This window comes from Rhodococcus sp. GXMU-t2271 (genome assembly GCF_041414735.1).
Lineage (GTDB): Bacteria > Actinomycetota > Actinomycetes > Mycobacteriales > Mycobacteriaceae > Rhodococcus > Rhodococcus indonesiensis.
Window position 1 is genome coordinate 25,240 of record NZ_JAUIZP010000071.1, and the last position, 21,423, is coordinate 46,662.

The following is a 21,423-nucleotide window of genomic DNA, read 5'->3' on the forward strand; positions in this document are numbered from 1 at the left end:
CTCAGAGAATGCGCACCAGGATCTCCGAGTGACCCGCCCGGATCACATCGCCGTCGGCGAGCTGCCAGTCCTGCACGGACGCACCGTTGACGGTGGTGCCGTTGGTCGAGCCGAGATCCGAGAGCATGGCCACCTGCCCGTCCCAGCGGATGTCGATGTGGCGGCGGGAAACGCCGGTGTCCGGCAGCCGGAACTGGGCGTCCTGCCCACGTCCGACGATGTTGCTGCCCTCCCGGAGCTGGTAGTAGCGTCCGCTGCCGTCCTCGAGCTGGAGCGTCGCGGTCAGCACCCGGCCGGCCTGCGGAGGCTGGTACGCGCCGGCGCCGTAGCCCTGGTCTGCGTACCCCTGCTCGGGGTAGCCCGGCTGGCCGTAACCCGGGTCCGCGTACCCCTGGTCGGGGTAGCCCTGTCCGGCATAGCCCTGCTGGCCGTAGCCCTGATCCGGGTAGCCCTGGTCGTAACCACCGGGCTGGGCGTATCCGCCCTGGTAGCGGTCGTCGCCGTAGGCCTGCTGGGACGGGTACTGCGGTGAGTAGTCACGGCCGTAGTCCTGGCTGTACGCCTGTCCGGAGTAGCCGCCGTAACCCCGGTCTTCGCCGTAGCCCCGGTCCTCGTGCCCGCCGGGCGCGCCGTAGCCCTGCTGGTCGTACCCGCCGGCGTCGTAACCGCCCTGCTGCTCGCCGCCGTACGGTGCCTGCGCTGAGGGATACGCCCCGCCGTTCCGCTGGCCCTGCTGGTAGCGCTGATCCTGGCCTACGTGTGCGTGACCGTTCCGCGCGTACTGCGGCTCGGCGCTCTCGGCGGGGTCACGGCTTGGGTCGTAGCCTGGATTCTGCGTCATCGAGCCAACTCCTGGGTCGGGGGTCACGGTTGAACGGTGGTGCGGTGTCCGTGAGGCCGGGGCGCGCCCGACGTCGGGGTCGACCGACCCGTGCGTGCGGAACTGCCCGGTGTGCAGCGCCGCCGACGATTCGAAGCCGACCTGGATCTGACCGTAGGTCTGCCACCCCTGCTCGCGGATGAAGTCCTCAAGGTGACGCGCGAACGCCTTCACCGTCAAGTCCCGATCCGCGGCGAGGGCTTCGTGATCGGATTCGCTGATCGTGATCACGTACCGGTTGGGGGCCAGCATGTGGCCCCGGTCGAGCTGCTGGACGCCGTCGGTGGCCTCGCGCTGAAGCGCGGCCTCCACCTCCTGCGGGACGACGCCGCCACCGAAGACGCGCGCGAACACGTCGCTGACGGCAGCCTGCAGCTTGCGTTCGAATCGCTGCGCGATACCCACGGCGACCCCCTTTCCGGTCTGCGTGTCGCAATGCAGAGCTCGCTTCTGAATGGTATCGACTTTTCGTCCGATCCGGCCGGGTGGTGGGGGCGGCCCCGCTCCCACGGCCCGGCGCAGCGACCGGAAAGGCCTCTGTGCAGGCGAATCGTTGTTCGCCGAGGGCGTGTGTTACTGTTTTCCAGTCGCTCGGGCGAGTGGCGGAATGGCAGACGCGCTGGCTTCAGGTGCCAGTGTCCTTCGGGACGTGGGGGTTCAAGTCCCCCTTCGCCCACCACATCGGGCCCCCGATCCTCGCGGATCGGGGGCCCGAGTCGTTGTCGGGCCGCTCGGTGTGTCCGCTCAGGAGCCGGACGTCGCGAAGCGTGCCCGCAGGTTCGCGATCATGCAGTGCAGCTCCCGCTGGGTCTCGCGTAACCGCCGGACCTCCGACTCGTACCGCTGTGCGGCGGCGACGGAGCCGCTGCCGCGTTCGATCCGTGCGCAGGTCTCGGCGGTCGTGAGTGCCGCGGTGACGCTGTCGTTCTCGCGATGGAGGATGCCGAGGAACACCTGCCCCTGGTGGACATCGGCGACGGTGTGCTCGTCGGCGGCGGCCGCGAGATCCGTCAGGCTCGTCGCGCCGTGGCGTGGGTTCGGGACTGCGGTGCGGGTCGTGCTCATGGCGAGCAGTCTGGCATCTCGGAGCGGATTACATGCAGGATGCACGGTCTGTTCTGCCCGATTCGGGACGTTTTCCCAGATGGTTGAGTGTTCAATCAGTCGTTACGTGACGGACGTCTCCGCGCAACTGTTCACGGGACGGTTCCCGGTGTCGGCCAGGGTCAAACCTGCTGTGACTCACTTCACGGAACTTTTGTTTCCGTACCCTAACAACTGCCTGTTACCCTTTCGATACCGCTGACCGCAGCTGATTTACTCGCTGCGGTCAGTTGTTATTTGTGGGGTTGTCACCTTCCCGCGGGGGCGGGGATGTCGACGGACCCGCGAGACGCCCCGCAGCCTGCTGTGAGCCGAGAGGGAGGATCTCGCGGCATCGGCCGAGTGGGTTCGACGACAACCTCCCGCTGGACGCGGAATCCGCCCGCTCACCGCCGCTGTGGCTGACCTCGAAGTTGTCCACAGTGCGGCCCACAGTTTTCGCCCGCGCTCAGATTCCGGTGGTGCCCCGCGGATACGCCGCAGTGACGTCCGTCAGCACGTTCACCAGGTACGGCACCCCGGACGCGAATGCCCGGTCCAGCGCCGGACCGAGCTCCCGCGGATCCGTCACCAGCTCGCCGCCCGCGCCCAGCGCCGTCGCCACCAGGTCGTACCGCGTGCCGGGTGCCAGGTCGGCGGCCACGTCGTAGCCGTACAGCAGCTGCATCGGGCCCTTCTCCAGCCCCCATGCCGAGTTGTTGCCCACCACGATCACCACGGGCAGTTCGTGCCGCACCAGGGTGTCGAGGTCCATCAGGGACAGCCCGGCCGCGCCGTCGCCGAGCAACAGCACCACCTGACTCGCCGGCCGTGCCACGCGCGCCGCGACGGCCGCGCCGAGCCCGGCGCCCAGACATCCGTACGGCCCGGGATCGAGCCACTGGCCGGGCCGCTTCGGTTCGACGAACTTGCCCGCGAACGACACGAAGTCGCCACCGTCCCCGATGACCACGGCGTCGTCGGCCAGCCGCGGCAGCAGTTCCCCGTAGATCCGGGCCGGGTGGATCGGGTCGGTGTCGGCAGCCAGAAGGGTCGCGTCGCGCTGAGCGGCGGCCGTCGCTTCCTCGCGCAGGCCCCGCACCCAGGCGTCCGTGTCCGGACGCGAGGGCAGCGCCGAGAGGATGCCGTCGAGGCAGGCCGTGAGATCGCCGGATACCGAGGCGGCGAGTTCGGCGTGTGCCGACACCTGCCCCGGTGAGTCGGCCACGTGCACCACCCGGGCCGCGGGCGCGCCGTCGCGTCCACCGAACCGGCCGTAGCCGAGGCGGAAGTCCAGCGGCGTGCCCACGACGATCGCCAGATCGCAGGTCCCCACCGCGGTGCCGCGGGCCTTGGTGACGAGTAGTGGGTGCCCACCGGGGACCACGCCCCGGCCCATGCCGTTGGTGATCACCGGGATCCCGACCTCGTCGACGAACCGCAGCGCCGCCTCCTCGGCGTGATCGGCCCACACGTCGGTGCCCAGCACGAGCAACGGCCGCTGCGCCCCGGCGAGCAGGGCGGCGATCTCCGCCTGTGCCTCGGAATCGGGCTCGAGCCGGACCACGGTCGGCGGCGACGGCGACGGCAGCGTGGCACGTCCGAACAGTTCGTCCATCGGCACGTCCACGAATGCCGGCCCCCGGTGCGACGCGCGGGCCGTACCGAACGCCTCGTCGACCAGTGGACCCACGCGGTCCAGCGTCCTCGCCGTCTCGGACAGCTTGGTGACGGTGGACAGCAGCGGCGGCTGGTCGAGTTCCTGCAGGCTGCCCGTGCCCCAGCGGGCGTTGGGTGCGCGGCCGCCGAGCACGACCAGCGGTGAACCCGCGAAGTACGCCTGGGTGACGGCACTGACACCGTTCGTCACTCCGGGCCCGGCGGTGAGCACGGCCAGTCCGGGGTGCCGGAGGAGCTTGCCCGTGGCCTCCGCGGCGAACACCGCGGTCTGCTCGTGTCGCACGTCGATCAACCGCATGCGTGCCGCGCCTTTGACGGCGGCGTCGTACAGGGGGAACACGTGCGCGCCGGAAAGGGTGAACATCGTCTCGACACCGTGGGCGCGGGCCACCGCGGCGGCGTGGTCGCCGCCGTGGCCCTCGAGGTCCGGGCTCATGGCGCGAAGGGTACGGGTGCGGGCAGTGCCGTGGGGCGGGTTCGGTGAACTCCGTCCGCGCCGGACCGCGAACACGTATCGAAAAGCGTTGTAGTACAGGTGGATACAATGACGCAGACGGAGTGTCACGCCCGCTGCGGCGCGAGTCGCAGCACCGCGTCGCGCAGGGCCGTCCCGCGTCCGGCGGTCGCCACCCGGCTCGCGGCGTACGACGCCCGCACGAGGAGCCGGGTGGTGCGGCGCCGCGCCCGGTCGTAGCGGACGAGCGCTTCGGGCACCTCGAACCGGGCGAGCAGCTCCGCGAGGGTGGCCGCGTCGACGATCGCCTCGCAGGCTCCTCGGCCGAGGTTGGGCGTCATGGCGTGGGCGGCGTCGCCGAGCAGCGCGACGTTGCCGCGCACGTACGACGGCAGCGGCGGGGACTGGTAGATCTCGTGGTGGAGCACGGTTGCGGGGTCCAGACGGTCGAGTACGTCGCGCACGGCCGGATGCCACTCGCCGAACCGGGCGACGAGGTCGTCGGCGCCGCCGGTGGTGCCGACGGGCGCGCGGACCGCGGCGAACCAGTTGATCAGGCCACCCTCGCGGGGAGTGATCCCGAAGAGTGCGCCCGCGCCCCATGTTTCGGTCGCGGTGTCCGCGGTGCCGTCGACCCAGCCGCGCCAGGCCGCGAGGCCCGCGTGGACGGGCCGGTGACCCGGCCCGAAGAGTGTGTCGCGGGTCGGGCTGCCCAGGCCGTCCGCGCCGATCACGACGTCGTAGCCGCCGAGCTCGGTCAGTGGCGGGGCGGGCCGGCCGAGCCGCAGCACCTCGCCGGGCAGACTCGCGGCGAGCAGACCCAGCAGTGCCGGTCGCGAGAGCAGTACGGCCGGCCGCCGGGTGCGCATCCGCGCGAGCGGGCGTCCGTCGGGCTGGACGATCGCGCCACGGTCCAGGGCGACGCCGAGGCGCTCGACGGCGCCGGCGAGCCCTGCCGAGGCGAGAGCGTCGAGCGCGGTCGGCCACATCCCCAGTGCTGTCCCGGTGGCCGGCAACGCGGGGGAGCGCTCGAACACGTCGACGTGCCAGCCCCGCCGGACGAGTGCGTTCGCTGCGGTGAGCCCACCGATGCCTCCGCCGAGGATCGCGGCCTTTCCGCTGTTGCTCCTGGTCATGACGTCAAGTTACTACGGATGTAGTGCCGTGTCACTACTGTTGTAGTGTCGAGAGGTGACCGACAAACGTGCCGCGGTCCTCGACGCCGCGATCGAGTTGCTCGGCCGGGAGGGGTTGCGCGGGCTCACCCATCGCGGCGTCGACGCGGTCGCCGGCGCGCCGGCCGGTTCCACGTCGAACTACTTCCGCACGCGCCGGGCCCTGCTCGAGGGCGTCCTCGACCGTCTCGTCGAGCGCGACCGGTCCGACATCGCCGCCCTGGGGGGTGGAAACCTCCCGCGCACCGAGGACGAACTCGTCGACGTGCTCGCGGGATACGTGATGTTCGCGACAGGTCCCGATGCACTGCGTACCCGGGCCCGGTTCGCCCTGTTCGTCGAGGCCACCGCCTCGCCGTCGCTGCGACGGTCCGTGCAGCGACGGCGCGACGAACTGCAGGGCATGGGGCTCACGGTGCTCGCCGCTCTCGGCTCCGCGGATCCCGCCGGCGGGTCACGCATCCTCGCCGACCACCTCGACGGGATGATCCTGCACCGGCTGACCTCGGAGAATGCGGATTCCGACCCGCGCGACGACCTCCGCCGGCTGGTACGCGCGCTGCGGTGAGGCGGGGCCCTGCGTCAACCGCGTGTTAACGGGCGGTCACCGGGTCGTTAGGGATGGATAGGATAGCCTTGGTTGCGTCGTCCCCCGGCGGCTGACATATCGTTGTGTGCAACACGGTGGACACACGACGTCCAAGCCGACCGGGAGATCCGGCCCGAGCTGCCGAAAAAATGGCACCCGCATCGTCGCGGAAGGGCGGATACTGAACGGTGATCGGTGCCGATCCACCAGGTGTCGGTACTTGCTCACGCAAGTAGATGGCCATCAGCGCTGCTGGTCGTCGCTGCAGTCAAACGCAACGAAGGCTAGGTATGAAGCATCTTCCCGGGCCGCAAGGGCTCTACCACCCGGCGAACGAGCACGACGCCTGTGGTGTCGCATTCGTCGTCGACATGCATGGTCGCCGCAGCCGGGACATCGTGGAGAAGGCGATCACCGCGCTGGTGAACCTCGAGCACCGCGGTGCCGCGGGTTCCGAGTCGAACACCGGCGACGGTGCCGGCATCCTCATCCAGGTTCCGGACCGCTACCTCCGTGAGGTCGTCGACTTCGACCTACCGCCGGCCGGCTTCTACGCCACCGGTATCGCTTTCCTGCCCCAGGACGAGAAGGCTGCCGACGAAGCCGTCGCCGCCGTCGACGCGATCGTCGCCGAGGAGGGCCTGCAGGTCCTCGGCTGGCGCGAGGTTCCCGTCGACCCCTCCGACCTGGGCACGCTGGCGAAGCAGGCCATGCCGAGCTTCCGTCAGATCTTCCTCACCTCGCCCGACCGCACCCTCGGCGGACTCGACCTCGAGCGCCGGGCCTACGTGGTCCGCAAGCGCACCGAGCACGAGCTCGGCAGCAAGGGCGCCGGCCAGGACGGCCCCGGCAGCGAGACCGTGTACTTCCCCAGCCTGTCGGCGTCGACCTTCGTCTACAAGGGCATGCTCACCACGCCGCAGCTCGAGGGCTTCTACCGCGATCTGCAGGACGAGCGCGTCGAGTCGGCACTGGGCCTGGTGCACTCGCGCTTCTCCACCAACACCTTCCCGTCGTGGCCGCTGGCGCACCCGTTCCGCCGCGTCGCCCACAACGGCGAGATCAACACCGTCACCGGCAACGCCAACTGGATGCGTGCCCGCGAGGCGCTCATCGACTCCGACGTGTTCGGTGGCCGGGAGAAGCTCGACAAGATCTTCCCGGTCTGCACCGAGGGCGCGTCCGACACCGCCCGCTTCGACGAGGTGCTCGAGCTCCTGCACCTCGGCGGCCGCAGCCTGCCGCACGCCGTGCTCATGATGATCCCCGAGGCGTGGGAGCGGCACGAGTCCATGGACCCGGCCCGCCGCGCGTTCTACGAGTACCACGCGGCACTGATGGAGCCGTGGGACGGCCCGGCGTCGGTGTGCTTCACCGACGGCACCGTCGTCGGCGCCGTCCTCGACCGCAACGGCCTGCGCCCGTCGCGGGTGTGGGTCACCGAGGACGGCCTCGTCGTCATGGCCTCCGAGGTGGGCGTGCTCGACATCGAGCCGCAGAAGGTCGTGCGCAAGCTGCGCATGCAGCCCGGCCGCATGTTCCTCGTCGACACCTCGCAGGGCCGCATCATCGACGACGAGGAGATCAAGAGCGCCCTCGCCGCCGAGCACCCCTACCAGGAGTGGATCGACCAGGGCATCGCCCGGCTCGAGGACCTGCCCGAGAGCAAGTACACCTACATGTCGCACGAGCGGGTCGTGCTGCGGCAGCAGGTGTTCGGGTACACCAGCGAAGAGGTCAACCTGCTCGTCAAGCCGATGGCGGCGACGGGTGGTGAGGCGCTCGGTTCGATGGGCACCGACACTCCCATCGCGGTGCTCTCCTCGCGTCCGCGCATGCTCTTCGACTATTTCTCGCAGTTGTTCGCGCAGGTCACCAACCCGCCGCTCGACGCGATCCGCGAAGAGGTCGTCACCAGCCTCGGCGGCATGCTCGGCCCCGAGGGCGACCTGCTGAACCCCACCGCCGAATCGTGCCGGCAGATCCTGATCTCGGCCCCGGTCATCGACAACGACGACCTGCAGAAGCTGATCCACGTCAACGACGACGGAAAGTTCCCCGGCTTCAACAGCGTCATCGTCCGCGGTCTGTACCCCGTCGCCGAGGGCGGCGAGGGTCTGCGCCGCGCGCTCGAGAACATCCGCGCACAGGTCTCCGAGGCCATCGACAAGGGCGCTCGCCTGATCGTGCTCTCGGACCGGGAGTCCGACGAGAACCTCGCCCCGATCCCGTCGCTGCTGCTCACCTCGGCGGTGCACCACCACCTCGTCCGCGAGAAGACCCGCACCAAGGTGGGGCTGCTGGTCGAGGCCGGCGACGCCCGCGAGGTGCACCACATCGCCGCGCTGTGCGGTTTCGGTGCGGCCGTGGTGAATCCGTACATGGCCTTCGAGACCATCGACGAGCTGCTGCAGAACGGCGACCTGCCGGACGGCATCACCCTCGACAAGGCACTCGCGAACTACATCAAGGCCGCGTCCAAGGGCGTGCTCAAGGTGATGTCCAAGATGGGCATCTCCACCCTCGCCTCCTACACCGGTGCGCAGCTGTTCCAGGTGATCGGCCTGTCGCAGGAGATCGTCGACGAGTACTTCACCGGGATGCAGTCGCAGCTCGGCGGCATCGGCCTCGACGAGATCGCCCAGGACGTCGCCGCCCGGCACTCGCTCGCCTTCATGGACCGTCCCTCCGAGCACGCCCACCGCGAGCTCGAGGTCGGCGGCGAGTACCAGTGGCGCCGGGAGGGCGAGTACCACCTGTTCAACCCGGACACGGTGTTCAAGCTCCAGCACGCCACCCGCACCGGGCAGTACTCGATCTTCAAGGAGTACACCAAGCTCGTCGACGACCAGTCGGAGCGGCTCGCGTCGCTGCGCGGCCTGTTCCAGTTCCGTACGGGAGAGCGCCCGGCGGTGCCGCTCGAGGAGGTCGAGCCGGCCAGCGAGATCGTCAAGCGGTTCTCCACGGGCGCGATGAGCTACGGCTCGATCTCCGCGGAGGCGCACGAGACCCTCGCGATCGCGATGAACCGTCTCGGCGGCCGCTCGAACTCCGGTGAGGGCGGCGAACATCCGGACCGCTTCACCCCGGACGAGAACGGTGACTGGCGGCGCTCGGCGATCAAGCAGGTCGCCTCCGGCCGGTTCGGTGTCACCGCGCACTACCTGACCAACTGCACCGACATCCAGATCAAGATGGCGCAGGGCGCCAAGCCGGGTGAGGGCGGCCAGCTGCCGCCGCACAAGGTGTACCCGTGGGTCGCCGAGGTGCGTGGCTCGACGCCGGGTGTGGGTCTGATCTCGCCCCCGCCGCACCACGACATCTACTCGATCGAGGATCTCGCGCAGCTGATCCACGACCTGAAGAACGCCAACCCGCAGGCCCGCATCCACGTGAAGCTGGTCTCCGAGATCGGCGTCGGCACCGTCGCCGCGGGCGTGTCGAAGGCGCATGCCGACGTGGTGCTGATCTCCGGTCACGACGGCGGCACCGGCGCGTCCCCGCTGACCTCGCTCAAGCACGCGGGTGCGCCGTGGGAGCTCGGTCTCGCCGAGACGCAGCAGACGCTGCTGCTCAACGGTCTGCGCGACCGCATCGTCGTACAGGTGGACGGGCAGATGAAGACCGGCCGCGACGTCGTCGTCGCCGCCCTGCTCGGCGGTGAGGAATTCGGTTTCGCCACCGCTCCGCTGGTGGTGTCCGGTTGCATCATGATGCGCGTGTGCCATCTCGACACCTGCCCGGTGGGCGTAGCGACGCAGAATCCGGTGCTGCGCAAGCGATTCACCGGCAAGCCGGAGTTCGTCGAGAACTTCATGCTCTACGTCGCCGAAGAGGTGCGCGAGTACCTGGCCGAGATGGGCTTCCGCTCCCTCGACGAGGCGATCGGGCGCGTCGACATGCTCGACACCACCAAGGCCGTCGACCACTACCGTGCCTCGAAGCTGGACCTGTCGCCGCTGCTCGAGCAGACTCGTTCGCCGATCTTCTGCGAGCAGGACCTGCACTGCACCAAGGAGCAGGACCACGCGCTGGACAAGGCGCTCGACAACGAGCTCATCACCCAGGCCCGGCCGGCTCTCGAGTCGGGTACGCCGGTGACGATCGAGACCAAGATCGCCAACGTCAACCGCACCGTCGGCACCATGCTCGGTCACGAGCTCACCAAGGTGTACGGCGGGGAAGGTTTGCCGGACAACACGATCGACATCACGTTCACCGGTTCGGCCGGCAACAGCTTCGGTGCGTTCGTGCCCAAGGGCATCACGCTGCGGCTGTTCGGCGACGCCAACGACTTCGTCGGCAAGGGCCTGTCCGGCGGCCGGATCGTCGTCCGCCCGCCGCTCAACGCGGCGCCGGGCTTCGTCGCCGAGGACAACATCGTCGCCGGCAACGTGATCCTGTTCGGTGCCACCAGTGGCGAGGCCCTCATCCGCGGCGTGGCGGGTGAGCGGTTCGCGGTACGTAACTCGGGTGCCACGGCCGTCGTCGAGGGTGTCGGCGACCACGGCTGCGAGTACATGACCGGTGGCAAGGTCGTCATCCTGGGCAAGACCGGCCGCAACTTCGGCGCCGGCATGTCGGGCGGCGTCGCGTTCGTGTACAACCCGGACCGCGACTTCGAGGCGAACCTGAACACCGAGCTGGTCGACCTCGAGGACCTCGAGGGCGAGGACTTCCTCTGGCTCAAGGGCGCCATCGAGCGCCATCGTGACGAAACGGGCTCCGAGGTTGCAGCCCGCATCCTGGCCGACTGGTCGCAGCAGGTCAGCCACTTCGCGAAGGTCATGCCTCGCGATTACAAGAAGGTACTCATGGCTATCAAGGACGCCGAGATTCGAGGCGCGAACGTGGACGAGGCGATCATGGAGGCCGCTCGTGGGTGATCCAAGCGGCTTCCTCAAGCACGGCTCGCGGGAGACGCCGGTTCGCCGGCCCGTTCCGCTGCGGCTGCTCGACTGGAAGGAGGTGTACGAGCCGTTCCCGCTCGACACCCTCCAGGTCCAGGCCAGCCGCTGCATGGACTGCGGTATCCCGTTCTGCCACAACGGTTGTCCCCTCGGAAACCTGATTCCCGAGTGGAACGACCTGGCCTACAAGGGCAAATGGGACGACGGCATCGAACGTCTGCACGCCACCAACAACTTCCCGGAGTTCACCGGCCGGCTGTGCCCCGCGCCGTGTGAGGCCTCTTGCGTCCTGGGCATCAACCAGGATCCGGTGACCATCAAGCAGGTCGAGGTCGAGCTCATCGAGAAGGCCTTCGACGAGGGCTGGGTCGCACCGGTCATGCCGTCGAAGCTGACGGGCCGGAAGGTCGCGGTCGTCGGCTCCGGTCCGGCGGGTCTGGCTGCGGCGCAGCAGCTCACCCGCGCCGGCCACGCGGTGACCGTGTTCGAGCGCGAGGACCGCATCGGTGGTCTCCTGCGCTACGGCATCCCCGAGTTCAAGATGGAGAAGGCCGTCATCGATCGCCGTCTGGCGCAGATGGAGGCCGAGGGGACCGTCTTCGAGACGGGCGTGAACGTCGGTGTCGACATCACTGCCGATCAGCTGCGCGAGCAGTTCGATGCGGTCGTGCTCGCCGGTGGTGCCACCGAGGCTCGTGACCTGCCGATTCCGGGGCGTGAGCTCGACGGCATCCACCAGGCGATGGAGTTCCTGCCGATCGCCAACCGGGTGCAGCTCGGCGACCTGCCGGAGCCGACCATCACGGCGAAGGACAAGAAGGTCGTCATCATCGGTGGCGGTGACACCGGCGCCGACTGCCTCGGTACCTCGCACCGTCAGGGCGCGGCCAGCGTGCACCAGTTCGAGATCATGCCGCGCCCGCCGGAGGAGCGCGCCGAATCGACGCCGTGGCCGACCTACCCGCTGATGTACCGGGTGTCCTCCGCGCACGAGGAGGGCGGCGAGCGCGTGTTCTCCGTCAACACCGAGGAATTCGTCGGCAAGGACGGCAAGGTTGCCGCCCTGAAGGCGCACGAGGTGCAGATGGTGAACGGCCGCTTCGAGAAGGTCGAGGGGACCGACTTCGAGCTCGAAGCCGACCTGGTGCTCCTGGCCATGGGCTTCGTCGGCCCCGAGAAGCCGGGCCTGCTCACCGACCTCGGCGTGGACCTCAACGAGCGCGGCAACGTCGCCCGCTCGACGGAGTGGGCCACCAACGTCGACGGCGTCTTCGTCGCCGGTGACATGGGCCGTGGTCAGTCGCTCATCGTGTGGGCCATCGCGGAGGGTCGTTCCTGCGCGGCGGCGGTCGATCGGTACCTCGAGGGCGCAACGGTGCTCCCTTCGCCGATCACCACCACCACGATGCCGCAGCGCTGAGCGCTCGATTGCGGCAGCGCTGAGCGCTCGGGTGTGGCAGCGCTGAGCGCTCGATTGCGGCAGCGCTGAGCGCTCGGGTGTGGCAGCGCTGAGCGCTCGATTGCGGCAGCGCTGAGCGCGCGGGGCGCGTCCGCCGGAAATCCGGTGGGCGCGCCCTTTCCCGTTTCGTCCGTTCGGGACGGTCCGCGCGTTATGGTCGTGCGCATGGGTCACCGCATCACGATGCGCATAGGTCACCGCATCACGAGACGATCACTTGCGGCAGGTGTCCTCGGCGCCGGCACCGTGGCGGCCCTGGGTGCCGCCCCTGCCGGCGCGCAGGTCCCCGGCGAGTGTGTGCGCAACGTCGGCGGTGCCGTGACCGTCGACGGCGTTCCGCAGGCGCCGCCCGTGGTCGGGTACGACGGCCTTCGGCTCCTCGGAGTCGATGGGGGAGCGGGTAATTCGTGCATCACCAACCTGGGGCCTGGCGTCGTGACCGTGTCCGTGCCGCCGCGCCCGGCCGCCGCTGCGACGCCGTCCGGAGCACCGGTCGAGATGCGCGTGGACGGCGGTAACGGCAACGTCGCGGTCACCAACCTCGGCGTCGGTACGGTGACTGTCGACCGTGACCGGGTCCTGGCGGGTCCGCCCCCGGCTGCGCCGAGCCCGGCGGCCTCGCCGCTCGCGGATCTCACCCCGGAACTCACACTCGACGCCGGGACGGACGGTGTCTACGTGACGAACCTCGGTGCCGGCCACGTGACGATCGCGGACCACGATGCGGCGGCCGGTCCGCTGCCGCCGGAGGTGCTTCCGCCCGGCGTCGTGGTCACGGATCCGTTGACCGGCAACGTCTTCGTCACGAACATCGGGGGTTCGGCGGTGACCGTCGTGGACCGTCCGGGGCAGCTACAACGGGTCGTCGATCGCGGCACCGTGGGGACGGCAGTCGACTACGGGGCGGGGAACGTGTTCGTCACCAACATCGGTGGGGGAGCGGTGACCGTCCTGCGGGAGTAAAGAAGGTCTCCCGTCTCGTTCATCTCTGTGTCATATTGCATGTGCATCATTTCGTGACGACGTCGAGATCGGCAGGAGACCTCAGGGGGCAGCGGTGAGGCTGAGAAGTGCATTGACGCTGGTGGCGGCCGCCGCGGCCACCGTAGTGGGGTCGGTGGTGTCGGCTCCCGCGGTCCAGGCGGATCCGGCCGGGTGCCCGTCGCTCCAGGTCGTTGCCGTGCCGGGCACGTGGGAAACCTCGAACACGCCCGCGCCGCAGCGAGGCAACGGCATGCTCGCGGCGGTCACCTCCGGACTTCCCGCCGGGGCCCGGGTCGACTACGTCCGGTACGCCGCGACGGCCTTCCCGTGGGAAGGCGACGTCTACGGCGTGTCACGGCAGCAGGCCGTCGACAATGCCCGCGGGATCATCGCCGCCACCGCGGCCGCATGTCCCGAGGCACGGTTCGCGCTCGTCGGCTACAGCCAGGGCGCCGACGCGGCCGGCGACCTCGCTGCCGAGATCGGCACCGGTTTCGGTGTGGTCCCGCCGCATCGGCTTGCCGCGGTCGGCCTGCTCTCCGACCCCCGTCGGTCCGAGGCGGACATCCTGATCGGACCGCCCGTCGCGGGTAACGGCGCCGGCGGGCCCCGCATCGGCGGATTCGGGTTCGTCAGCGGCGACGTCCGCACCTTCTGCGCCGTGGGCGACCTGTACTGTTCGACACCCAAGGACGATTTCGTAACCCGCGCTGCGGGTTTCCTCGCGATGGCCTCCGGGGGCGACCCGTCCGCCATCGACCGGTACCGCGCCGAGGCCGACGCGATCTACCTGGACCTGATGAGCGCGGGCGGGCTGCCCATCCTGCAGTCCCAGCTCACCGAGCAGGCCAACGACGAGCGCGAGATCAAGATCCGACAGTTCTACGAGTCGCAGATCCACCAGGACTACACGAATTACGCCGTCGAGCCGAACGGCATCTCGGCGACGACGTGGCTGCGGAACTGGCTGGCGTCCAAGGTCTGACGGTGCGTCGCGAGCCGGGACGCACGGTCACGCGCGAGGCTCAGGTGTTCGGTTCGAAGCGAGCACCGAATCGCATCGCCTCCGGGGCGAGCCGGCTCACCCACCGCAGGGTCTTCGCTTCCGGCGTCACGGTCACCAGCGCGCGGTTGTGCCGCACCGCGGCGACGATCGCCTCGCCGACCTTGTACGGCGGGTAGCTGCGCGTGCGGTACAGCGCCGTGACCCGCTCGCGGAGCGTGCGCTGCTCCGGTACGCCGAGGCCCACCATCTCGGCACCGGGAACCAGGTTCGTGCCCACGAGCCCCGGACAGATCGCGCTCACGCCGATCCCGTGGACCATCAGTTCGGCCCGCAGGCACTCGGTGAACATCAGGACCGCGGCCTTGCTCGTCGAGTAGGCGACGAGTCTCTTCTGCGGGGTGAACGCCGCCGCCGAGGCGACATTGACGATGTGACCCCCGGTGCCGCGCTCGAGCATCTGGTCTCCGAACGCCCGGCACCCGTACACCACGCCCCAGAAGTTGACGTCCATGACGTGCTCGAATGTCTGCTGCGGTGTGGCGGTGAACGCGCCGATCACGCCGATCCCGGCGTTGTTGACGACCACGTCCGGCACGCCGTGCTGGGAACGGACCGTCGCGGCGAACCGCCGCACCTGCTCCTCGTCGGCGACGTCGAGTTCGTAGGCGTGCGCGCCGCCACCGAAGACCGCTCGCGAGCCGCCGCCGCCGGGGACGGGCGCGTTGAGCATCTCGGCGGTCTCGCGGGCGGTGTCGACGTTGCGGTCGGCGACCACGACGATCGCCCCCGCGTCGGAGAACGCCCGGGCCGTCGCGCGGCCGATGCCGCTGCCCGCCCCGGTGACCACGACGAGCGTCCCGGTCAGGTCGTGCAGACGCTGATGTACCACCGTCCCTGCGCGCCATCGACGCATCTCCGCGAGCCGCGATCTCATGGGCTACATCTTCCTCGTCCGAGCCGCTCGTGCACGGCAACCGCACGCGGTACCGTCGAGCAATGACGGAACTGCGTGTGGTGGCAACCATTCCGGCGAAGCCCGGTTCGGAGGACGCGGTGCGCGGCGCGCTGGTGGCGCTGGCCGCGGCGAGCCGCGACGAGGACGGCTGCGTCTCGTACGAGCTGTTCGAATCCGGCTCGGCGCCCGGCACATTCGTGACGGTCGAGGTCTGGTCGGGTCAGGAGGCGCTCGACGCACACATGACCTCCCGACATGTCACGTCCGCCCTGGCGACGGTGGGGGAGCATCTCGCGTCCGCTCCGGTGATCCATCCGCTCACGGCCGTCGCGTAGCCGCGCCGGCCGGTCATCGCTCCCCGGATTCCTGGCCCGACACGTCGCGGGCCGGTACGACGACGGTGCTCAGCAGTCGTCGGCGCCGGCCCGGACCGGGCCCCAGCTCGAGGTAGCGCGTCAGCAACTGCCGCATCTCGGTGACCAGGGCGAGAGCCTCCTCGTCGCTCAGATCGAGGGCTGCCTGCCGGTATCCGACGACGTCCTCGGCCAAATCCCGCCGCGCCGGGTCGTCGAGGTACGCGTCGAAGTCGGCGAGCAGCTGCGCGGTGAAGGCGAGAAAGGCGCGCCGATGGTCCTCGGTGCTCATCGCCGCCGCCTCCTGTCCGTCTATGTGCGCGCGTTCGGCAACGAGACGGTAGGTGCGTTCGACCGCGCCGCGGACGCGGCGCTGCGCGACGACTTCGAGGACTCCGGCACCGGTGAGGGTCGCGATCTGCCGGTAGAGGGTGGCGGCGGGGACGTCGTCGACGAGGGCACGTAGCTGCGCGGTGGTGGCGGTGCGGTCGCCGAGCAGTGCCTGGACGATCCGCAGGCGCACAGGATGCAACAACAGTTCCGCGGTGGTCATGTCTCCTCCCACGCGTCAATGCTCTCATGATTGACATTGTTCTCAACAATGAGAACAATGAGAGTCATGACGACGCTCAGCATCGACCACGGAACCCTGACACTGCGCTTCACGCGCTTCGAGAAGATCGCGGGACTGATCCGCGACGTCGACGTCCCCCTGGATGCCGTCCGAGACGTCGAGGTCCACGTCGACGGTCTCGCCGCGACGCGAGGAATGCGCGCTCCCGGGCTCGGGCTGCCGGGGGTCCGCAAGATCGGCACCTGGCGCGCGCGGGGTCGCAACGAACTCGTCGCCGTGCGGCGCGGGCAGCCCGCCCTGCGCATCGAACTATCGGGGCACAAGCGCGACGCCCTGGTCATCGGCGTGGACGACGCCCAGCAGTGGGCCGAGCGACTGCGAACCCGTGCGGCGCGCGCCTGATCTCACCCGTTCTCGACGTCGGTGGACGGGCCCTCGTCGGTGGCACCGCCTTCCCCGGCCCACTCGGCCGGATCGGACAGGACGTCGTCGTCGGCACCTCGGGAGCCGCTGTCGGTGTCTGCGGTGGCAGGGTCGCCGTCGCCGTCGGGTCGGGTCATGTCGCCTCCTGAATCGATGGTGTGAGCCCCGCCTGCGTGGGCTCGGTGTGCCCGTACGCGAGTGCACCCGGCGGTGCCGCACCGGACCTCACCCGATGCGGCACCGGGCCGGTATGCGTCGGGGCGCTAGAGGGAGTGCTTGCCCTCGGTCGGAGGCGGGACGATCGGTGCGCCCGCGGCCGGGGGAGTCACAGCCGGTCCGCCCCCGGCGGCGTCGGGAGCCATGTTGCCGCCACCAGAGATGTGCGCCTTCTCGGCGGCCTTCTTCGCCAGGTCGCCGGCCTTCTCCTGCACCTGGGGCGCCTTCTCCTGCACGGTCTCCTTCGCTTCGGTGACCTTCTGCTGCACCTCGGGCTTGTTCCACAGCTGAACGGACTGATCGCGCATCTTCTCGTAGGTCTCACGCCCGGCCCTGGTGCCCAGCACGAAGCCCACGGCGGCACCGGCGGCGAAGGTTAGAGCTCTCATCATGGCAATCTCCTGCTCGTCGAATCTCGGGGCCCGGCGTCGTCGACGCCGGGCGGTGGTCGCGGCCCGACGGCTACCTACCGCCCGGCTGCTACGCCCTCGCGGCGGCCGCCTCGTCGCGGTTCCGCCCACGTCGTACCGATACCCGGATCCGAGCCGGTTCACACCGGTTACGGCGAACGGATCAGACGCGCAGCATGTCGCGCACGTGCCCGGTCTCGTTGACCGAGGCCGCCCGCCGGGCACCGGTGCGGGAGACGAGGATGCGGGTCACCGAGGTGTACTCGATGGGGAACATCAGCGGCCGGTCGAGCCCGAGCAGGTCTTGGAGCAGGACGTTGACGACACCGCCGTGGGCGAACACGGCGACGGTGTCGTCGTGCGCGCAGGTGTCGACGATGTGCTGGGTAGCGGCGAGAACGCGGGTGCGGAATTCGTCCGCATCCACGAAGTCGGGTAGGTGACCTGCGCGGATGCGTGCCACGGCGTCCGGGGCGAGTTCCTGCGCGAGGTGGAACGGAATGTAGTGGTCGAGGTGGTAGTCGTACTCCGCCAGGCCCTCGAGCCGGGTGACGGGGAGCCCACGGGCCTCGGCGAGCGGCGCGGCGGTCTCCAGGGCGCGGCGTTGCGGGCTGCTGAACACCCGCGCGATCCGGTAGGGCTCGAGTGCGGCGGGCAGCCGCGCGGCCTGTGCGCGGCCCTCGTCGGTCAGCGACGGGTCGGCGCGTCCCTCGCTGACCCGGGAGATCTCGGGTAGGGCGTGTCGAATCAGGAGAAGCTGCACGTCACCACGATCGCACGGCGACCGATCGCGCGCTCGGTCGGCCCGGTGTTTCACGTGAAACCGGCACTCACCGCCGTGCGCGGGGCTTGGCGAGGGGGAAGGCGAGGGACTCGCGGATGCTGCCGCCCGTGATCAGCATGACGATCCGGTCGACCCCCATCCCGAGACCCCCGGTGGGCGGCATGGCGTGCTCGAGCGCCTGCAGGAAATCCTCGTCGAGTTCCATCGCCTCCTCGTCGCCCCCCGCGGCGAGCAGCGACTGCTCGGTGAGCCGCGCCCGCTGATCGATCGGGTCGGTCAGTTCGCTGTACGCCGTCCCCAGCTCGATTCCCCACGCGACGAGGTCCCACTTGGCGGCGACGAGCTCTTTGGTGGGGTGCGGGCGGGTGAGCGGGGAGACCGACGTGGGGAAGTCGGTGTAGAAGGTGGGGAACTCGGTGCGGGATTCGACGAGGTGCTCGTACATCTCCTGCGCCGTCGCACCGGCATCCCACTCGGGGTTGTACGGGATCTCGTGCTCGTCGCACAGCCGGCGCAGCTCCTCGACGGGGGTCTGCGCGTCGATCTCGGTGCCGAGCGCGTCCGAGACCGCCCCGTGGAACGTCTTCACCGGCCACTCGCCGGAGATGTCGATCTCGACGGGCGTCCCGTCGGGGCCGGGCCGGACGATCACCTCACGTCCGTGGGCCGCGACGGCCGCGGCCTGGATCAGCTCGCGGGCCAGCACCCGCATGACCTCGTAGTTCGCGTGTGCCTCGTAGGCCTCGAGAATGGTGAACTCCGGGTTGTGCTTGAAGTCCGCACCCTCGTTGCGGAACACCCGGCCGATCTCGAAGACCCTTTCCATGCCTGCCACACACAGCCGTTTGAGATACAACTCGGGTGCGATCCGCAGGTACAGGTCGAGGTCGTAGGCGTTGATGTGGGTGGTGAAGGGCGCCGCGTTGGCGCCGCCGTGCACGGGCTGCAGGATCGGGGTCTCCACCTCGAGGTAGCCCCGCGCCTGCAGTTGCTCGCGCAGCGACCGCACGACCGCGCTGCGTGCCGCGAGCAACCGGCGCGCGGTGCGGTTGATCGCGAGGTCGACGTACCGCTGCCGCACCCGGGCCTCCGGATCGGTCAGGCCGCGCCACTTGTCGGGCAGCGGGTGCAGGCACTTGCCGTCGAGCCGCCAGTCCTCCGCGAGCACCGAGAGCTCACCGCTGCGGCTGCGGCCCGTCACCCCACTCACCTCGACGAGGTCGCCGAGGTCGAACACGAACCGGCGGCCGCCGACGCGACTGCGGTCGACCAGGATCTGCACGTCCCCCGACCAGTCCCGCACCACCGCGAACAGCACGCCGCCGAAGTCGCGGAGCCGCAGGATACGACCGGCGATCCGCACCGCGGTGCCCTCGGGCGCGGTCAGCGCCGCCGCGCAGGTGTGCGACGGCGGGTTCGCCACCGGATACGGGTCGACACCCGCCTCGACGAGCCGTTCGAGTTTCGCCATCCGCACCCGCACCTGCTCCGGACGGCGGGGGCCGCTGCGCGACTCCGGCACCGGCAGGGCGGCGGGGGTGCTGCCGTCCTCCCGCAGCGTGCCGGTCTCGACGAGCGCCGGAGGAGCGGACGTGTGGGTTCCGGTGTGGCGGCGGGCGCTCCGCTCCCGGCCGAAGCTGGGCAACGTGAGGAAGCCCTCGGCGATCGCCGACGCGATCCCGACCCGGGGCAGCACCCGGTTGTCCGCGAAGCACAGGAACCGGGGCACCCACTCGGGCTGGTACTTCACGTTCGATCGGTACAGCGCCTCGAGTTGCCACCAGCGGGAGAAGAACACCAGTACCGAACGCCACAGCCGCAGCACCGGCCCGGCACCGATCCGTGCGCCCTCCTCGAACACCGAGCGGAACACCGCGAAGTTCAACGAGATCCGGGTGATCCCGAACTCGCCGCCGTGGGCGGCGAGTTCCGAGACCATCATCTCCACGACGCCGTTGGGAGCCTGCGGATTCCGCCGCATCAGGTCGAGCGACACGCCGTCGGCTCCCCACGGGACGAGGGACAGCAACGCCACCACCTCGCCGTGGACCGTCGCCTCCACGAGCAGGCACTGCCCGTCGAGCGGATCACCGAGCCGCCCGAGCGCCATCGAGAATCCGCGTTCGGTCTCGGTGTCGCGCCAGTCGTCGGAAAGGCGTATCGCCTGCGCCATTTCGGCCTCCGGAACATCCCGGTGCCGGCGGATGCGCACCGTCACGCCCTGCTTGTGCGCACGCGTCACCGCTTGGCGTACGGGCCGCATCTCCCGGCCGGAGAGCGAGAACCCCGTGGTGTGGAGCACGGCCTCGTCGCCCAGTTGCAGGACCGTCAGACCGGCCCGGCGATAGGCGGTGGCCCCGGCCTCGCTCGCCCCCATCACCGCCGGCGCCCAGCCGTATCCCCGGGCGAGCGCGAGCCACTCGTCGATTGCGTGCGGCCACGCCTCCGGATTTCCGATGGGATCGCCACTGGCGAGACACACGCCGACCTCCACGCGGTAGGTCACCGCGGCCTTACCGCTGGGCGCGAAGACCACCGCCTTGTCGCGGCGGGTCGCGAAGTAGCCCAGCGAATCGTCGCCGTTCCGCTCGAGCAGCCCCCGGATGGCGGACTCGTCGTTCCCGGTCAGTGCGTTGGTCGCCCGCTGCGACCGGAACAGCACGATCACGGCCGCGATCAGCGCCAGCGCCCCCAGCAGACCGAGCAGGGTGTTGACCAATCCGTGTGGGCGCCCGCTGAACTGATCGTTGTCGAGCAGGGACAGGGCGGTGACCCGGTTGACCGCCCACAGCAACCGCTCGTCGGGCGGCAGGGTGCCGGGAAACAGTTCCACCAGGCCCCACCCGATCAGGGTCCCGGCGGCCAGGCCGGCGACGAGGACACCCAGCGATCTCCACACCGCGCCGCGCCGGACCCGCGTGTAGAACTCCGGGTACGCCGCGAGCAGGATCCCCACCACCGCGACCTGCACCACGAGAGCGATCGCCGCGTCGATGTCGCGCTCCGACACCGCCACGTACCCGTTGTAGATCGCGAATCCGGCCAGGTAGACGGTGAGGATCCACCATGCGATCCGCTTGCGGCTGGCCAGGGCCGCCGCGAGCAGACCGAGCACCAGTGCATACGACAGGCTGGTGTCGGGAGCGTCGAACAGGTAGGTGTCGACGTATTCGCGTGGGGTGTGGACGAAGTAGCGCAGGGTGGGGGAGATGGACCACAGGGCCACCGCGAAGGCGAAGATCCCGAGGGTCAGGCCCACCACGTGCGGGACCGAGTTCAGGCGGCCGCGGGGCCGGGCAGACAGGTGGGGGTGCGCCGCAGGTGCCGCAGCAACGTCCGCTGACATGCGTCGACGGTAGCGCCGCACAGGACCTCGTGCTGCTCGGAACCGACAATTCGGCGCGAATCCGTCGTGTCGACGGATCGCCTCCCACCTCGGACGTGGTGACCCACCGTCGGGAATACGCCGAGCGCACGACAACGGACGG

The 21,423-nt window shown here is 69.9% G+C and carries 17 protein-coding genes and 1 tRNA gene; 8 read left to right on the top strand and 10 right to left on the bottom strand.

The features are described from left to right. Position 1: 1 nt before the first annotated feature. Positions 2 to 1,285, bottom strand: a complete 1,284-nt coding sequence (locus tag QYS60_RS24360) for an FhaA domain-containing protein (protein ID WP_289380060.1) — start codon at positions 1,283 to 1,285, stop codon at positions 2 to 4. 188 nt (positions 1,286 to 1,473) lie between these two features. Here QYS60_RS24360 and QYS60_RS24365 point away from each other — a divergent pair. Then, positions 1,474 to 1,559 (top strand) — tRNA-Leu (locus tag QYS60_RS24365). 65 nt (positions 1,560 to 1,624) lie between these two features. Here QYS60_RS24365 and QYS60_RS24370 read toward each other — a convergent pair. The 3 genes from QYS60_RS24370 to QYS60_RS24380 form a co-directional block, all read right to left on the bottom strand. Beyond that, positions 1,625 to 1,945: a hypothetical protein gene (locus QYS60_RS24370; RefSeq protein WP_054370867.1), complete on the bottom strand. Its 321-nt coding sequence runs from the start codon at positions 1,943 to 1,945 to the stop codon at positions 1,625 to 1,627. Between the two features lie 487 nt (positions 1,946 to 2,432). Then, the gene (locus tag QYS60_RS24375; protein ID WP_371384510.1) at positions 2,433 to 4,079 is read right to left on the bottom strand and encodes an acetolactate synthase; all 1,647 of its coding nucleotides are present in this window, start codon (positions 4,077 to 4,079) and stop codon (positions 2,433 to 2,435) included. Positions 4,080 to 4,204: 125 nt separating this feature from the next. Continuing rightward, positions 4,205 to 5,233: an FAD-dependent monooxygenase gene (locus tag QYS60_RS24380; RefSeq protein ID WP_371384511.1), complete on the bottom strand. Its 1,029-nt coding sequence runs from the start codon at positions 5,231 to 5,233 to the stop codon at positions 4,205 to 4,207. A 55-nt stretch (positions 5,234 to 5,288) separates the two neighbouring features. Here QYS60_RS24380 and QYS60_RS24385 point away from each other — a divergent pair, with 55 nt between their 5' ends. The 5 genes from QYS60_RS24385 to QYS60_RS24405 all read left to right on the top strand — a co-directional run bounded on the left by QYS60_RS24385 (position 5,289) and on the right by QYS60_RS24405 (position 14,199). Beyond that, positions 5,289 to 5,840, top strand: a complete 552-nt coding sequence (locus tag QYS60_RS24385) for a TetR/AcrR family transcriptional regulator (RefSeq protein WP_003936603.1) — start codon at positions 5,289 to 5,291, stop codon at positions 5,838 to 5,840. Between the two features lie 311 nt (positions 5,841 to 6,151). Continuing rightward, positions 6,152 to 10,747 (top strand): glutamate synthase large subunit, encoded by a 4,596-nt coding sequence (gene gltB / locus QYS60_RS24390; protein WP_003936602.1) that lies wholly within the window; start codon positions 6,152 to 6,154, stop codon positions 10,745 to 10,747. Beyond that, positions 10,740 to 12,191 (top strand): glutamate synthase subunit beta, encoded by a 1,452-nt coding sequence (locus QYS60_RS24395; RefSeq protein WP_371384512.1) that lies wholly within the window; start codon positions 10,740 to 10,742, stop codon positions 12,189 to 12,191. Before gltB ends, QYS60_RS24395 begins: the two co-directional genes overlap by 8 nt. Before the next feature lie 204 nt (positions 12,192 to 12,395). Next, positions 12,396 to 13,193 (top strand): PE-PGRS family protein, encoded by a 798-nt coding sequence (locus tag QYS60_RS24400; RefSeq protein ID WP_371384513.1) that lies wholly within the window; start codon positions 12,396 to 12,398, stop codon positions 13,191 to 13,193. 94 nt (positions 13,194 to 13,287) lie between these two features. Further along, on the top strand, positions 13,288 to 14,199 hold the full coding sequence (locus tag QYS60_RS24405) for a cutinase family protein (RefSeq protein ID WP_371384514.1): 912 nt from the start codon (positions 13,288 to 13,290) through the stop codon (positions 14,197 to 14,199). A 40-nt stretch (positions 14,200 to 14,239) separates the two neighbouring features. Here the strand turns inward: QYS60_RS24405 and QYS60_RS24410 are convergent, their stop codons facing one another. Then, positions 14,240 to 15,154, bottom strand: coding sequence for an SDR family NAD(P)-dependent oxidoreductase (locus QYS60_RS24410; RefSeq protein ID WP_371384515.1), 915 nt, complete (start codon positions 15,152 to 15,154; stop codon positions 14,240 to 14,242). Between the two features lie 62 nt (positions 15,155 to 15,216). On the opposite strand from QYS60_RS24410, the gene QYS60_RS24415 reads away from it, so the two are divergent. Further along, entirely contained in the window at positions 15,217 to 15,510 is a 294-nt protein-coding gene (locus QYS60_RS24415) for a putative quinol monooxygenase (protein ID WP_054370876.1), read from the top strand. Positions 15,511 to 15,523: 13 nt separating this feature from the next. Here the strand turns inward: QYS60_RS24415 and QYS60_RS24420 are convergent, their stop codons facing one another. Next, positions 15,524 to 16,081 (bottom strand): helix-turn-helix domain-containing protein, encoded by a 558-nt coding sequence (locus QYS60_RS24420; protein ID WP_371384516.1) that lies wholly within the window; start codon positions 16,079 to 16,081, stop codon positions 15,524 to 15,526. A gap of 66 nt (positions 16,082 to 16,147) precedes the next feature. Between QYS60_RS24420 and QYS60_RS24425 the strand changes: the two genes are divergently transcribed. Further along, a complete protein-coding gene (locus QYS60_RS24425) occupies positions 16,148 to 16,504 on the top strand; it encodes a hypothetical protein (RefSeq protein WP_371384517.1) in 357 nt (118 codons plus the stop codon). A gap of 2 nt (positions 16,505 to 16,506) precedes the next feature. On the opposite strand, the gene QYS60_RS24430 is transcribed toward QYS60_RS24425, so the two are convergent. The 4 genes from QYS60_RS24430 to lysX form a co-directional block, all read right to left on the bottom strand. Then, on the bottom strand, positions 16,507 to 16,662 hold the full coding sequence (locus QYS60_RS24430; RefSeq protein ID WP_003936594.1) for a hypothetical protein: 156 nt from the start codon (positions 16,660 to 16,662) through the stop codon (positions 16,507 to 16,509). Positions 16,663 to 16,788: 126 nt separating this feature from the next. Then, entirely contained in the window at positions 16,789 to 17,133 is a 345-nt protein-coding gene (locus QYS60_RS24435) for a YtxH domain-containing protein (protein ID WP_054370877.1), read from the bottom strand. 181 nt (positions 17,134 to 17,314) lie between these two features. Beyond that, entirely contained in the window at positions 17,315 to 17,914 is a 600-nt protein-coding gene (locus QYS60_RS24440; RefSeq protein WP_371384518.1) for a histidine phosphatase family protein, read from the bottom strand. Positions 17,915 to 17,981: 67 nt separating this feature from the next. Then, positions 17,982 to 21,281 (bottom strand): bifunctional lysylphosphatidylglycerol synthetase/lysine--tRNA ligase LysX, encoded by a 3,300-nt coding sequence (gene lysX, locus QYS60_RS24445; RefSeq protein ID WP_371384519.1) that lies wholly within the window; start codon positions 21,279 to 21,281, stop codon positions 17,982 to 17,984. Positions 21,282 to 21,423 lie beyond the last annotated feature (142 nt).